Annotated in this window: 4 protein-coding genes; all 4 read right to left on the minus strand. The window is 70.0% G+C overall.

Translation table 11 applies throughout. The annotated features are described in order from the left end of the window. Positions 1 to 45: 45 nt before the first annotated feature. From ACFYO1_RS04755 to ACFYO1_RS04770, 4 genes are read right to left on the minus strand one after another with little or no spacing between them, the layout of a single operon-like run. Complete coding sequence (locus ACFYO1_RS04755) at positions 46 to 864, minus strand: ABC transporter permease (protein WP_387227210.1); 819 nt, start codon at positions 862 to 864, stop codon at positions 46 to 48. Further along, a complete protein-coding gene (locus ACFYO1_RS04760; protein ID WP_387227212.1) occupies positions 864 to 1,682 on the minus strand; it encodes an antibiotic transporter in 819 nt (272 codons plus the stop codon). Before ACFYO1_RS04760 ends, ACFYO1_RS04755 begins: the two co-directional genes overlap by 1 nt. Beyond that, positions 1,679 to 2,677: an ATP-binding cassette domain-containing protein gene (locus ACFYO1_RS04765; RefSeq protein ID WP_387227213.1), complete on the minus strand. Its 999-nt coding sequence runs from the start codon at positions 2,675 to 2,677 to the stop codon at positions 1,679 to 1,681. The genes ACFYO1_RS04760 and ACFYO1_RS04765 overlap by 4 nt, the downstream gene beginning before the upstream one ends. Further along, positions 2,674 to 16,080 (minus strand): amino acid adenylation domain-containing protein, encoded by a 13,407-nt coding sequence (locus ACFYO1_RS04770; protein ID WP_387227215.1) that lies wholly within the window; start codon positions 16,078 to 16,080, stop codon positions 2,674 to 2,676. Before ACFYO1_RS04770 ends, ACFYO1_RS04765 begins: the two co-directional genes overlap by 4 nt. Positions 16,081 to 16,232 lie beyond the last annotated feature (152 nt).

Raw genomic sequence — 16,232 nt, forward strand, 5'->3', positions numbered from 1 at the left:
GTTTGAGTCATCCCAAGGGGACCGAGTAAGGCAGGGCCGGTGTGGCTATCTCCTGCTGGCGCGGCGGTAGCCGAGGGTGGCGGGGATGGCGAAGAGGATTATGGCGCCGAGGGACCAGGTGAGGGTGAGGGTCAGGGGGCGGGCGAGGGGGCCTTCCAGGGCCAGGGCTTTCATGGCGTCTACGGCTACCGACATGGGTTGGTTGCGGACCACGGGCTGGATCCATCGGGGGTAGGCGGCCAGGGGGACGAAGCCGGTGCTGAAGAACATCATCAGGGAGGTGAGGATGGTGATGCCTTCTACCAGGGCGGCTTTGGCGGTGAAGACGGCTACCGCGGTGACCACGGTGGCGAAGGCCAGGCCGAAAAGCACCGGGATGCACAGGAATAGGAGGGTGGCGAGCAGACCCTGGTGGAAGCGGAAGCCGAGCAGGTGGCCGACCAGGATGATGGCCAGGGTGCCGGCGAAGATGCGGCAGCCCTCGGCGAGGATGCGGGAGGCGAGGCCGGAGGCGCGGTGCACGGGCAGCACCCAGAAGCGGGCGAGCAGACCGGCCTCCCGTTCGCGGCCGAGCAGGACCCCGCAGGAGATGGCGCCGGAGACCGCACCGGTGATGGTGACCATCGGGACCGAACCGTAGAGCGCGCTCTCCCCGGTGAACTTCCGAATCTGGCCGCCGACAACCGTTTCCAGCATGATCAGCAGCAGGCACGGGATGATCAGGGCTTCCAGCAGGGTGATCGGGTTGCGCACCCAGCGCAGCAGCAGACGCTGCGTCTGGATCAGCGTGTGCCGCACCAGCGATGCGGGCGACACCTCGGAGACGGTACGAACAGCGTCGGTGCGATCGGCCAGCAGTGCCATTACGCCCTCCCCGAACTCAGACGGATGGTCAACGGCACACACACGACGAGGATGGCGGCGGCCCAGGCCAGCGACGGCCCCATCAGCGACCAGGTCGCCTCCCCCGCGTTGCCGAGCGGGTCGCCCGCCAGCGCACGCAGCGCCAGCACGAACTGCGACACCGGCTGATTGCGCACGAACGGCTGCACCCACGCCGGGAACTGATGTGCCGGAGCCAGACCCGCGGACAGCATGCCGAAGATCAAGGGTGGCAACACGAGCGCCTGGGTGACCGCCTCCGGACTCCGCGACACCGTGCCGATCACGTCCGCGCCGAGCGTCAACGCCGTCCCGATGAACATCGACAACAGCAGGAACCCAACGGTGTGGGCGGTATCCAGATAGAACCGGAACCCGATGGCATAGCCACAGGCAATGGCCGAACACAGCGACAGCGCCAGCCGGAAGACATTGCCGGACATGCGCGCCGACGCGGGCACGAGCCGGCCGACCGGCATCGATCCGAACCGCCGATTGAGCCCCGCCACCGAGTCGGTGGCCGCCCGGAACGCCGCCGAGATGGCGGTGAACGCGGCCGCCTGCAATACCACGAGCGGCATCATGAACTGCGCGTAGCTGCTGAACCCGGTGCCCGCGAACGTCATCACCGTCTTCAGCGGAATGTAGAAACCCGCCGTGAACGTCGCCGGAGCCAGCAGCGAGGTCAGTACCTCACCGGTCTTGATCGAGGGAACGATCAGCCGCGCGGTGAGCACCCACCACTGCCGCGCCTGGTCCGGTGTGGCCCGGACGTCGGCCAGCCAGGCGCCCGTGGTCATGAAACCACCTCCACGTCAACGGCTTTCGCCTCGGCGCCGTCGGCGGTGGCGAGATGCCCGGTCAGCTGGAGGAACACATCGTCGAGCGACGGCCGCCGCAACGCGATGTCGACCAGCTCGACGGCCGCCCCGTCCAGCCGCCGCAACGCCTCGGCCAGGGTCTTCGCCCCATCTGGCGCCGGGATGGTGATGCGGTCGGAGTCCGGGGTCAGCGCGGCGCGATTGTCTTCCGGCAGCAGCGATCCGAGCGCGGCGGCGATGACGTCCAAATCCTTCAGATCCAGCGGCACCACTTCGCAATAGCTGCCGCCGGTGCGCGACTTGAGTTCGTCCGCGGTGCCCTGCGCGATCACCACCCCGTGATCGATCACGATGATCCGATCGCTCAGCGCGTCCGCCTCTTCCAGATACTGGGTGGTGAGCAGGGTGGTGATGCCCGCCTTCTTGAAGCTACGCACCAGATCCCAAACCCCTTGCCTGCTGCGCGGATCCAGCCCGGTGGTCGGCTCGTCGAGGAACACCACATCCGGCCGGACGACCAGACCGCAGGCGATGTCGATGCGCCGCCGCATACCACCCGAATAGGTGCCGACCCGGCGCCCCGCCGCCGCGACGAGATCGAACTCGGCGATCAACTCGTCCGCCCTGGCCCGCGCCGCCCGCTTGCGCAGTCCCATCAACCGGCCGAACATCACGAGATTCTCGTAACCGCTGAGCATGTCGTCGAGCGCGGCGTACTGCCCGGTCAGCATGATGGATTTGCGCACCGCCGCCGGATCGGTGACCACGTCGTGCCCGGCGACCAGCGCCCGCCCCCGGTCCGGCGCGATGAGCGTCGACAAGACGTTCACCATGGTCGTCTTGCCCGCGCCGTTCGGCCCGAGGATGCCGAGGATCTCACCCGGCGCCGCGACGAAATCGACTCCGCGCAAAGCCTTTACGGCGCCGAACGACTTCTCGACCCCTTCGACGACAACGCCCTGTTCGGAATTCATGCCTGTCCCTTCAAATGTTCATCGAGTACGCGCGCGATGATCGGCAGCACGTGCGGTGCGGTCAGCTCGTTGTGCGTGACCTCGATGTCGTAGTTGACGACGGCGCCGGTCGCGTACGGCCGCCAGCCATCCGGGCCGACCACGTCGGAGCTGTCCACGGTGGCGCTGAAATACAGCAGGTCACCGTCGAATACCGGCCGCTGGTAGCCCGCTCGGGCGCGCGCCGCCGCGTTGTACGACGCGGCCAGGCGCTCGATCATGTCCGCGTCGACGACCGTCAGGCCGCCGAGCCGGTCGCGGATGAGCTCGGCCGCCGCGCTCGCGGTGGCGTCGGCCGGCACATCGTGGATCCCGAAGATCGCGCCGAAACTGTTCACGAACGCCCCCGCGGTGAGCTGCTCGACCTCGTCACCGTCGACGTCGGCGGTATCGGAATCCAGCAGTGCCACAAGGCCGACGTGGTCGCCGGACGCCTGCAACTTCGCGGCGATCGCGTGTGCGATCAGCCCGCCGAACGACCACCCGAGCAGGTGGTACGGCCCAGCCGGCTGGATGGCGCGGATCTCGCGCACATACCGCTCGGCGAACTCCTCGATCGAACGCAACGACGGTTCGCGGCCGCTGAGATCCGGTGCCTGCAGGGCGTAGATCGGCCGGCCCGGACGCAGCGTCTGCGCGAATCCCAAGTAGCTCCAGGAGATTCCGGAGGACGGGTGGACGCAGAACAGCGCCGGCTCGGTGCCGTGGGAGCGGATGGGCAGCACCACGTCCAGTCCGAGGGTGGCTTCCAGCGCGGGCCGGCTCGCCGCGAGCGCTGCGGCTTCCTCGGCGGCGGCCGTTGCCGCCGCCGGAGTGTCCGCGAAATCCGCTGCCGCGCGGAGCGCATCGACCCACAGACCGGCCAGCGCGGCGACGTCGCCCCGATCGAGCAGGGTCTTGGGGAAGGTGAAATCGGCCCGCAATCGATCGTCGACCAGCATCGTGTTCACCTCGAGCGCCGAAAGGGCCGGAGTTCGGGGATCGTCGACAGCAGTCAGGTCGCCGAACTCGTCGGTCGGTGTCCAGCCCAGGCCGTGCAGCCCGGCCGGGACGTCACCCGCGGTGCTCCGGGCTCGGTGGGCGAAGCTGACCTGCCCGGGCAGATCCGTGCCCAATTCCGTTGCGGTCTCGGGATTGAGGTAACGCAGCAGCCCGAACCCGATCCCGCCGTCCGGCACCGACCGCAGTCGACGCTTCACCGCGCGGATCGCCGCGCCCATCGCCGCACCGCCCGCGAAGGCCGCATCGAGATCGACGCCCGCCAGCTCGAACCGCATCGGGTAGATCGCGCCGAACGAGCCGATCGTGCGGACCAGCGACGCGCCGGGAATCGCCTGCCTGCCATCACTTTCGAGCCGGATCATGACGTCCGTGCCGCCCTCGCCGGATCGGCGTGCGCGCCAGCGCAGCAGCGCCAGCGTGAGCGCGGCGAGCAGGATGTCGTCGGCATTCCCCGCGAACTGGGCGGGCAGGGTGGTCAGTACCGCGGCGGTCACCGCCTCCGACACCTCGCACCGCACAGTGCGCAACGCGCGTGCCTGATCGATGGCCGGGTCCAGCGCCCGCGCACCGATCAGCGGATCCGCGCCGGCGAGCACACCCTGCCACTGTCCCAGTTCGAAAACTCGCCCGGCCGTGCGTGATTCGTCTACCAGCGCATGCGCCCACCGGCGCATCGAGGTGCCGGTCTCGGCGAGCATCGGGGTGTTGCCGACCGAGACCTGAGCCCAGGCCGCCATCAGGTCCGGCAGCAGAATGCCCCAGGAAGCGTCGTCGATCAGCAGGCGGGGCAGCAGCACGATGAGCCGTCCCGCCTTGGTCCGCGTCCCCGCGTCACCCAGTGGGTCCAGCCAGAGGAACCGCAGCACAATGCCGTTCGACGGGTCCAGCCGGTTCGACTCGGAATTCAGTTCCGCGACAACGTATTCGCGCAGATCGACCGGGTCGGCGGCGGCATCGAACTCGATGCGGCGCACCAGGGCGCCGACATCGACCGACCCCGGCTCACGCACCAGCAGCCGTGCGCCGTCGACCAGCCGCGCGCGCAGCATGTCGTGCCGGTCGACGACGGCCGCGAGCGTGGCAACGAGCTGCGCCCGTTCGATGCCGACCGGCAGCTCGAGCACCGCCGTCCGGGCCGAACGCAGCTGTCCGCCGTGCTCGATCAGGTACCGCATCCGCGGCGTGAGCGGCAGCTCGCCGACCCCGCCACCGGGCAGCTCGGGCAGTGCCGCCACCACACCGTCGGCGTCCACCGCCGCGGCCAGCGCGGCCACCGTGCGATGCTCGAAGACCTGCAGCGGCGTGCAGGAGATGCCCCGCTGCTTGGCCCGGGTCACGAGCTGGATCGCGAGAATGCTGTCGCCGCCGAGTTCGAAGAACGAATCGTCGACCCCGACCTGGTCGCGACCGAGCAGCTCGGCGACGATCTGCGCCAGCGCTTGCTCCGTCGCCGTGCGAGGGGCTCGGTACTCGGTCTCTTCGGCGCCGAATTCCGGTGCGGGCAAGGCTTTCCGATCGAGCTTTCCGACCGCGGTGAGCGGGATCTCGTCGAGCACGACGAAGGCGGACGGCACCATGTAGCCGGGCAAGCTGTCGGCAGCCTGCGCCCGGATCCGCGCGATGTCGAGTGCGACGTCCGGCCTGCGCACCAGATAGGCCGCCAGCGCGGTCGATCCGGACGGGCCGGTGACACCGAGGGTGAGCGCGAAATCGACACCGTCCACCCGGCCGAGCACCGCGTCGATCTCGCCGAGCTCGATCCGCTGACCGCGTACTTTGACCTGGAAATCGGTGCGGCCCAAGTACTCCAGCGTCAAGGCGCCCGCCGTACCGTGCACCCACCGCACCAGGTCGCCGGTGCGGTACATGCGTTCACCCGGTGCGCCATGGGGATTGGTGATGAAGCGTCCTGCGGTCAGTCCCGGTCTGGCGTGGTAGCCGCGCGCCAGGGCGTGCCCCGCGAGGTACAGCTCGCCGGCGACGCCGACCGGGACCGGCTGCAACCGGCCGTCGAGCACCATCGCCGCCGCGCCGCGAATCGGCGGCCCCAGGGTGACCGGTGCCTCGGGGCTCAGCGCGGAACCCGTTGCCACGACGGTGAACTCGGTCGGGCCGTACAGATTGACCATCCGCCGGCGCCGGGCCCCGCGGCGGCGCACGATGGCGCCGTGCTGATCGGTGGTTCCGGTGCCGCACCAACGCTCGATGAGCTCGGCCCCCACCGCCTCGCCGCCCACCGCCAGCACCTGCACCCCCGAAACCTCCGCGGGGTCGATGGTGGCGAGCGCGGACGGCGTGATCATCACGTGCGTGACCCGCTCCGCGTCGATCAATTCGGCGAGCGCGCTTCCGCCGAAGACCTCGGCCGGCGCGACGACCGAAGCGCCGCCCCACCCGAACGCCATCAGCGCCTCCAGGATCGACGCGTCGAAACTCGGTGAGGCGACGTGCAGCACCCGGGAGAACTCGTCCAGTTCGAGCAGATCGCCCTGCGCCGCAACGAAGTCGGCGATGCCACGATGGGACACGGAGACACCCTTGGGCGTGCCGGTCGACCCGGAGGTGTAGATCAGCCAGGCGGGGTTGTCCAGCCGGACCGGTCGCGGCAACTCCCGGTCCCGCAGCGGGCGTGGGCTCGCGGCCGACCAGCGTTCCACGAACCGCAGGTCGTCCAGCACGAGCCACTGCGTGCTGTCCGGCAGCGTCGATCGGTAGGCGACCGTGGTGAGGCCGACCCGCGCACCGGAATCGGTGAGCATGTGCTCGATCCGCTCGATCGGATGCTTCGGATCGACCGGCAGGAACGCCGCGCCGATCTTCGCCACCGCCCAGACCGCCGTGAGCAGATCGGCGGAGCGCGGAAGACCGAGCGCGACCACGGTTTCCGGGCCTGCCCCCGCCGCGAGCAGGAGCCGGGCCAGCCGATTGGCGTACGCGTCGAGCTCGCGATAGGTCGTCGTATCGCCGTTGGCCACCACGGCCGGATGGTCCGGATACCGCGCCACCGTCGCGGCGAGCAAGTCGGGAAGCGTTGTCGTGCCTGCACTTTCGAGCCCGCGCACCGGCACCAGCGCGGTACGCTCGGCGTCGTCGAGGAGGTCGATATCGGCGAGCCGCACGTCCGGCGCCGCCAACACCGTGGCGAGCACCCGCCGCCAGCGCGTGGCGAACGAGGACACCGTGGCCGCGTCGAACAGGTCCGTGGCGTAGGTCAGCACACCGGCCAGCCCGGCCGGGCCCGACTGGTCGAAACGTTCGCGCAGGTCCAGCGTCAGGTCGAATTGCGAAGCGCGCCGGTCGAAGTCCTCCACCTCGAACCGCAGTCCGGGCAGCTCCAGCACCGGCTCGACGAAGTTCTGCAGCGACAGCGACACCTGGAACAGCGGATGGTGCGCCGTCGACCGGGCCGGATTCAACGCCTGCACGAGTCGTTCGAAGGCGACGTCGGTGTTGGCGAACGCATCGAGATCCGCCGAACGGACCGCGGTGAGGAAGTCGAGGAATCCGGCGTCCGGATCGACCCGCGTGCGCAAGGCGAGGGTGTTGACGAACATGCCGACCAGCTCATCCAGCACCTGCTCGCCGCGTCCCGCCACCGGCGTGCCGACGACCACATCGTCGGTACCGCCGAGCCGGGCCAGCAGCAGCGCGAGGGTCGCGTGCACGACCATGAACACGCTGACGTTGTGCGTCGCGGCGAATTCGACCAGGCCACTGTGCAATTCGGCATCGACGGCGAACTCGACGTCGGCGCTGCGCATCGACTGCACGGCGGGCCGCGGCCGGTCGGCGGGCAACTCCAGCACATCCGGCGCATCGGCGAGCGTGTCGGTCCAGAACCGGACCTGCCGCGCCGCCAGCGATTCCGGATCGTCCTCGTCGCCGAGCACCTCGCGATGCCACAGCGCGAAATCGGCATACTGCACGGCCAGCGGCACCCTGCTCGTCTCCGCCCCGGACGACCGCTCGGAGTACGCGGCGACCAAGTCGGCTGCCAGCGGTGCCATCGACGCCCCGTCCGCGCTGATGTGATGCACCACCAGCACGACGACGTGCACCGAACCGGCTTCGGTGGCCGCCTGATCGGCGCTCGGCGGGTAATCGGCCCCCGACTTCACGGAATGCCCGGACGAGACGGCGGCCACGCCGGCCGATGAGCTGGAGGAAACCGCAGGGACGCCGCCGAACGGTCCGGACGACACCGGTCCGGAACCGGCGGTGCGCGCGGACGGAACCGGCACCTGTAGGCCCGCCTCGTCGGTATCAGTGGAATCGGGACTTGCGGCGATCCGGAACAATCCCACCCGCAGCGGCGGCTCGTGGGTGATGTCGAAACCGGTGCCCGCCAACGCGGTGATCCGATCCCTGAGGGGCACACCGTCTTCGGTGTCCACCACGGGCAGTGCGGGCGCGACCGTTTCGGCGCCCATGATCACCTGCCGCGGCCCCTCGGCGTCCGCCGGGTAGATGGTGCGCAGGCTCTCGTGCCGCTCGACCACGTCGGTCAGGGCCAGGCGCATCGCCTCGACGTCGAGTGCGCCGGTCAACCGCAGCGCGACCGCGATGTTGTACGCGGGTGAGCCAGGATCCAGCCGGTTCATCACCCACATGCGCTGCTGCGCGGGCGACAACGGAATGCGATCCGGCCGGATCCGCGGTGCGAGCGCGAGGCGGCCTGGCTGCCCGCCGCTCGCCGGAACCACCCGCGCGGACAGCTGCGCGACGGTGGGCGCGTCGAACAGATCACGCAGCGCGATGGTCGAGCCGAGGGCCGAGTTGACCCGGGCGACCACCTTGGTCGCGCTGAGCGAATTGCCGCCGAGCTCGAAGAACGACTGATCGACGCTGACCCGTTCGCTGCCGAGCACCTCACCGAACACCGCGGCCACGGCCCGTTCCACCGAGGTACGCGGCGCGAGGTAGGGCCGGTTGGTGTCGGAGAAGTCCGGCACCGGAAGGGCCTTGCGGTCCAGCTTGCCGACCGGAGTGAGCGGAATCGATTCGAGCACAACGAGATAGCCCGGCACCATGTACCCGGGCAGCTCGCCCGCGATCTGCACGCGCAGCCGTTCGGTATCCAGCTCGGCCCCCTCGACGGGCAGCACATAGGACACCAGCACGGTCGCCCCGGCCGGTCCGGCCCGGCCGATCGTCACCGCGTACTCGACCTGCTCGTCGCGCGACAGCACCGCGTCGATCTCACCGAGTTCGATGCGCAGGCCGCGAATCTTGACCTGGAAGTCGCTGCGGCCCAGGTACTCCAGCTCGTAGCCGGCGCTGCCCGCCACCCAGCGCACCATGTCGCCGGTCCGGTACATCCGCTCGCCGGGCGCGCCGAACGGGTCGGCGACGAATCGGCTCGCCGTCATCTCGAACCGGTTGAAGTAGCCGCGGGCGAGCGCGGGTCCGGCCAGGTACAGCTCACCGGCTACGCCGACCGGCACCGGGCGCAACCAGGTGTCGAGCACCATGTTCGCCGCACCGCGGACCGGCCCGCCGATCGTGATCGGTTCGCCCGCGACGAGTTCGGCCGGCCCGGTCGCCCAGATGCTGAACTCGGTGGGGCCGTATAGATTCACCATCCGCCGACCGGCCGACCAGCGCTCGATCAGCTCGGGTGTGGCCGCCTCACCGGCTACCGAGAGCACCCGCAGGTGCTCGAGATCGTCCGGCTCCATGGTGGCCAGCGCGGACGGCGTGATCACCGCGTGCGTCACCCGTTCGGTGCGCAGCAGCCGGGCCAATTCGGTGCCGCCGTAGACATCTGGCGGCGAGACGACCAGTCGGCCGCCGGACCCGTGCGCGGTCAGCAACTCGAAGACCGAGGCGTCGAAGCTCGGCGACGCCACCTGCAACGCGCTGGCCGTCGGATCCAGATCCAGCGAATCCCGCTGGGTGGCGACCAGATTCGCGATGCCGCGATGACTGAGCAGCACGGCCTTCGGCTTGCCGGTCGAGCCCGAGGTGTAGATCAGGTACGCCGTCTGGTCGATATCGATCGGACCGCCGCGTTCCTCGTCGGTGATCGGGTCGGGGGAGACCGTCATCACCCGGCGGATGGTGTTGAGGTCGTCGAGCAGCAGCCAGTCGATGCTGCCGGGCAGCGTCTCGCCGGTGGCGGTGACCGTCACCCCGATGGGCGCCTTGGAGTCGGTGAGCATGTGCTCGATCCGCTCGACCGGATAGCTGGGGTCCAGCGGCGCGAACGCGGCGCCGGACTTGGCCAGCGCCCACACCGCGACCACCGATTCCAGCGAACGGGTCAGTGCGAGCACCACGAACACCTCACGCCCGACACCCCGGCTCAACAGCAGCCGCGCGAAGCGATTCGACCAGGCGTCGAGTTCGCCGTAGCTCATGGTGAGCTCGCCCGCGCTGACCGCGATGGCATCGCCGTCGATCGCCGCACCGGCGGCCAGGATCTCCGGCAGGGTCCGCATCGGCAGCGACTCCGGCCCCCGAACCGGAAGCAGCGCGGCACGTTCGGTCTCGTCGCAATACTGCACCTGCGAGACCAGGGCGCGCGGATTGTCCGCGAGCTGGGTGAGTAGCCGGACGAAGCGATCCAGCAGCGGTCGCGCCGCCGCGGGATCGAGTTGATCGGCCATGAATTTCACGCTGACCCGCAGGGTGTCGTGCCCGTCGGCGCCGCGCAGCGGAATCACCATGAGGTTCAACGGGTATGGCGTCGCATCGGTGCCTTCGACGTCGAGCACCCGCATGCCCGCGATGTCGAGGGCCTGCGAGAGCGCCTCGCGATCGATCGGATAGGACTCGAAAACGGTGAGGGTGTCGAACAATTCGGCGAGCCCGACCGCCTGGTGGATCGCGGCCAGTCCGACGTGCTGGTGATCCATCAGCCGCGCCTGCTCGGCCTGCACGCGGGCGAGCAGGTCGACCACCTTCTCCGCCGGATCGAGCCGCACCCGTACCGGCAGGGTGTTGATGAACAGCCCGACCATCTCTTCGACCCCAGCCAGCTCCGGCGGCCGACCGGAGACCGTGCCGCCGAACACCACATCGGTGCGCCCGGTGAGCATGGCGAGCAGCATCGCCCAGGCGGCCTGCACCAGCGTGTTGACCGTGGCGCCGGCTTCGCGGGCGGTCGATTCCAACCGGGCGACGGTGTCGGCGGACAGATCGACGGACAGCATCCCGGTCTCGGTCGACTCGATGCCCGCCAGCGTCGGTACGGCGCGGGTCGGCGTGTCGATCCCGGCCAGCGATTGCGCCCACGCGGCAACGGATTCGGCGTCGTCCCGCTCGTCCAGCCAGGACAGGAACTCGCGATAGGAGTGCGCGGGCGGCAGCGCGGACGCGTCCCCCGAGGTGACGTAGAGGGCGAGCAGTTCGCGCACCAGCAGCGGCGTCGACCAACCGTCCAGCACCAGATGGTGATTGGTGAGGACGAACCGGTACGCGTCGGCGGCGGTGCGGATCAGGGTGAAGCGCACCAGCGGCGGCCGGGTGAGCTCGAAGCGGGTGCGGGCGTCCAGCGCGATCACCCGGTCTAGCTCCCGTTGCCGCGCCGCGGGATCGGCGATGCCGGTCAGATCCACGTCCTGCCAGTGGATTTCGGCCCCGGACAGCACCAGCTGACGCGGGCCGTCGTCGGTCTCGACGAAGGCGACCCGCAGGTTCTCGTGCCGGGTCACCAACGCCTGTGCGGCGGTGCGCAACCGGTCCGCGTCGACGGTGCCGGCCAGGGTGAGCAGCGACTGCACGGTGTAGCCGTCGGCCGTGTCGGAGTCGTACAGCGCGTGGAAGAGCAGGCCGTATTGCAGCGGTGAAAGTGGCCACACATCGGCGAGATTCGGATACTCGCGCTCCCAGGTGTCGATCTGCGGCTGAGTCACCGGAACGAGATCGAAGTCCGACGGCGTGCGACCGCCGGAGCCCGCGGACTCCGCGTGCGCGGCGAGTGCCCGCAGCGCCTCGGTCCAGAGTCCGGCGAGCTGCGCGACGTCGTCCGCGTCGAGCACCCTGCTCGCGTAGGCCCAGGTGACTTCGAGGCCCGCGTCGGTGCGCACGGCGTTGATGTCGACGGCCGCCGCCAGCGGTGCTCGATCGTCCTGCGTCGCCGCGAAGCGTTGCGGCAGCCAGGGTCCGGTCTCCGCGCCGGTGTTCGCGCGGCCCAGGTAGTTGAAGCTGATCTGGGGGATCGGGCTGTCGGCCAGTGCCGCGGCGGATTCGGCGTCGAGGTAGCGCAGCATGCCGAAGCCGATGCCCTTGTCCGGCACTTTCCGCAGTTGTTCCTTCGTGGTCTTGATGGCGGCGCCCGCCGCGGAGCCGCCGGCGAACGCGTCGCCGAGATCGATGCCGGCCAGGTCGACCGCGACCGGATAGACGCTGGTGAACCAGCCCACCGTGCGCGCGACGTCGGCGCCGGGCAGGATTTCCTCCGCCCGGCCGTGACCCTCGAGGGTGAGCAGCGTCGCGGTCCGTCCGCGCCATCGCCCGACCGCCAGCGCGAGCGCGGCGAGCAGCACATCGTCCGCGCCGCAATGGAATCGATCGGGCGCGGTGCCGAGCACGGTCTCCGCGATCGCCGGATCGATGACGGTCCGGTGGTTCGCCATGGTCGCGACGACATCGACGGCCGGATCGGGGAGTTCGGTACCGAGCGCCGGATCGGGTGTCGCCAGAATGCTTTGCCAGAGCGGCAATTCGGTAGTGCGCAGGCGCGCCTGCTCGGCCTGGCCGTGCGCCCACCGCCGGAACGACGTCCCGACCGGCGCGAGCGTGCCACCCATGGCGGCGGTGGCCAGATCCGGCAGCAGGATGCGCCAGGAGACGCCGTCGGTCACCAGATGATGCAGCACCAGCCACAGGACGGGCTCGGCCTCCTCGATGAGCACGAACCGCGCGACCACCCCGGCCGCCGGATCGAGCAGGTCTGCGGCGCGCTGCAACGCGTGCTCCCGCGTCTGCTCGCGGTCCGTACCCGCCGCGACGTCTTCCACCAGCGCTTCGGCGTCTACGGCGCCCCGCTCGGCCACCGTCCATTCCCAGCCGTCGGCACCCGGCCGCAGCGTCGAGCGCAGCAGGTCATGATGGTCGAGCAAGGCCTGCACCGCCGCGACGAGCTGCCCCCGGCCGAAGCCGGCGGGCAGTCCGACCAGCACCGCCTGGCTGAACCGCTGCCAGCTGTCACCCTGCTCGAGCATGGCGTGCACGATCGGCGTGAGCTCGACCGCGCCGACGCCGCCACCGGGCAACTCGTGCACCACCTGTGCCCGTACCTCGGTGGCGACGGCGGCCAGCGCGGCAACGGTCTTGCGCTCGAACACATCCCGCGCGCTGAGCCCTATGCCGGCGGCCTTGGCCCGCGACACCAGTTGGATGGACACGATGCTGTCCCCGCCGAGCGCGAAGAAGCTCTCGTCGACCCCGACCGCGTCCAGCCCGAGCACCTCGGCGAACAGCGCCGCCAGGGCCTCCTCGCGCGGAGTGGACGGCGCCCGGCTGACGATCGTCCGCGCGCCGAAATCCGGTGCGGGCAAGGCTTTACGGTCCACCTTGCCCAGCGGAGTGAGCGGGATGTGGTCGAGCACCATCACGACGGAAGGCACCATGTACGCCGGAAGGGTCTCGCCGGCAGCGGCCTTCAGCGCCTCGGGGTGCACCTCGACTCCGGGCTTGGGCAGTACGTAAGACACCAATGCGGTTGCCCCGGCGGCGGTCTCAGCGCCGAGGGTGATCGCGAAGTCGATCTCCGGCTGCCGTTGCAGCGCGGCATCGATCTCGCCCAGCTCGATCCGGAACCCGCGAACCTTCACCTGGAAGTCGCTGCGCCCCTGGTACTCCAGCTCGAGCCGGTCACCGCGCGTGCGCCAGCGCACCAGGTCGCCGGTGCGATACATCCGCGCACCGGCCTCGTACGGATTGGCGACGAAACGGCCCGCGGTGAGCCCGTTGCGCCGGTGGTAGCCCCGGGCCAGCCCGGCGCCCGCCAGATACAGCTCGCCGATCGTGCCGGGCGGCACCGGCCGCAACCACGGGTCGAGCACGACCGCGCAGACGCCGCGGACAAGACTGCCGATGGTCACCGGCGCGGCGGGCGCGAGCGCCTGACTCAACGTCACGGTCACCGTGGTTTCGGTGGGCCCGTACCCGTTCAACAGCGTGCGCCCGGACCACTTGGCCACCAGCTCGGGCGGACACGCGTCGCCGCCGACGATCACCGTGCGCAGGTCCGGCAGGGTGGCCGGGTCGAGCGAACTCACCACCGTAGGCGTGACATTGAGGTGGGTGACGCGATGGGCGCGCAGCACCTGCGCCATCTCCTCGCCCGCGTAGGCCGAGGGCGGCACGACGGCGAGCGTGGCGCCGCTGGCCAGGGTCACCAGGATCTCCTCGACGGAGATGTCGAAGCTCGGCGATACCGCGTGCGCCACAACGGAATCCGCGCTGATTCCGAATCCGGCCGCCGAGCCGGTGGCCAGGTTCGCCAGCCCGCGATGCGAAACCAGCACGCCTTTCGGCAACCCGGTCGAGCCCGAGGTGTAGATGATGTACGCCACCTGATCGAGGTGCGCCGAAGCAACGGCGACCGCCGACGCGTCCTGCTCGCGCACCCTGCGCGCGGTCGTCTCGTCGTCGAGGATCAGCCAGTTCACCCGGTCCGGCAGCGACTTCCGTGCCGCCGCGACGGTCACCCCCGCGACCACGCCGCTGTCGCCGACCATGTGCTCGATCCGGTCGGCGGGATAGGTCGGATCGATCGGCACGAACGCCGCACCGGTCTTGGCCACCGCGATCATCGCGAGCACCGACTCGGCCGAGCGCGGAATCGAAATGGCTACGGTCCGTTCAGGTCCCGCACCGGCCGCGATGAGCACCCGGGCCAGACGATTCGCGTGTTCGTCGACCTGCCGGTAGGTGAACGTGTCCGCTCCCGCCCGGATCGCCACCGCGTCGGGATCGAGTGCCGCGCCGGCCGAGAGGATTTCGGGCAAGGTGCGCGGTGTGACACCCGCGGGGCCACGGGCCGGCGCCAATTCGGCCCGCTCATCGGGGGACACCACCGGAACCGTCGACAGCGCCGCCTCCGTCCCGGCGGCGAGGAACGCGTGCAGGAACGACAGGAACCGAGCGTGCTGCGCCGCCAATTCGGCGTCGCTGTACAGGTTTCCGTTGCCCTGGAAGTCGATGTGGGTGCTCTCGCCGCCCACGCCGGGATACACGTTGACGAACAGGTCATCGATCAGTCCGGAGGTGAGCACATGCAGCCGCCCGGTCACCGCACCGAGCTGGATCCTGGTGTCCACCATCATCAGGTTCACCGACGGACCGAACGACGCCGCCTCGTCCATCGGCCAGCCGAGATCACGGAAGATGTCCTCCTGGCGGTACCGCTGCCGCCGCAACGCCCCGGTCAGCTCGCCCTGCGCCGCCTGGATCACCTCGCCGACCGTGGTTTTCGGCGTCAACCGCAGCCGCAGCGGAACAACATTGGCGATCATCCCGCCGGAACGCCGCAGTATCGCCGTCGTCCGTGCCGAAACAGGAAGACTCAGAACGACTTCCGGCGCGCCGGTCATCGCGGCGAGATACGCGCCGAACGCCGCGACCACGGTCGGCGCGACGCCCGAGGACGCCGCCTTCGCGACCGAATCGAGCAACTGCGTGGTCTCCGGCGGCAACGCGCCCGCGACCCGGCTCGGATGCGCGTCCACCTCGGCCGTACGACCGGCCAGACTGACCGGATCCGCCATCCCGTCGAGATGTTCGAGCCAGTGCTCCCGGTCGGCCCCGAACCGGTCCGAATTGCGATACGCCAGATCCGCCTCGACGATCTTGCGCAGATCCTCGGCCTTCGCGGCGGGCGGCTGCTTGCCCTCGATCGCCGCGTTGTACAGCTCGCCGGTGCGCTGCACCACGGTCAGCGCGCCCATGCCGTCGAGCACGATGTGGTGGATCCGGGAATACCAGTACCAGCGGTCGTCGGCGAGGCGCAGCATCGCGACGCGCACCAGCCGGTCCCTGGTCAGGTCCAGCGGCGCGTCGTACTCCGCGCGCATCCACGCGCGCGCGGCGGCCTCCGGGTCGCGTTCGCCGCGCAGGTCCAGGGTGAGCAGGCTGTCGTCCAGGGTGGTGTCGACGAACTGGTACGGCTGGCCGTCGACCTCGATCAGCCGCAGGTATCCGGTGCCGAACTCGCGCCCCGCCTGCCGGGCCGCGTCGGCGAGCAGATCGAGGTCGATCGGACCGGTCAGCTCGACGTACTGGGCGATGGAGATCGGGGTGTCGCCGGCGATGTGCTGGGCGAACCAGATGCCGCGCTGGGCTGCCGACAGCGCGAAGGCGCCTTCGGGCAGAGCTCCGCCGGTCTCGAGGGGCGAGGGGAGAGGCTGTTGCATGAATAGTCCTACGTTCTTACCGCCCGCAGCTGCCGCGGAGTGACCGCCGCCTAGCCACTGCGGTAGTGGTAGTACCCCGCCGCACAGCTCGCGACAGGATTCATTCTGAACCGATGACGTGTGCACCGATGCCGATTGCGGACATGTGTGGC

The organism is Nocardia sp. NPDC006044 (assembly GCF_042871115.1).
Taxonomy (GTDB): Bacteria; Actinomycetota; Actinomycetes; order Mycobacteriales; family Mycobacteriaceae; genus Nocardia.

Excerpts from the sequence above, each read along its gene's own strand:
- ACFYO1_RS04765 (WP_387227213.1), bottom strand. The coding sequence starts at position 2,677 with ATGAATTCCGAACAGGGCGTTGTCGTCGAAGGGGTCGAGAAGTCGTTC.
- ACFYO1_RS04760 (WP_387227212.1), bottom strand. The coding sequence starts at position 1,682 with ATGACCACGGGCGCCTGGCTGGCCGACGTCCGGGCCACACCGGACCAG.
- ACFYO1_RS04770 (WP_387227215.1), bottom strand. The coding sequence starts at position 16,080 with ATGCAACAGCCTCTCCCCTCGCCCCTCGAGACCGGCGGAGCTCTGCCC.
- ACFYO1_RS04755 (WP_387227210.1), bottom strand. The coding sequence starts at position 864 with ATGGCACTGCTGGCCGATCGCACCGACGCTGTTCGTACCGTCTCCGAG.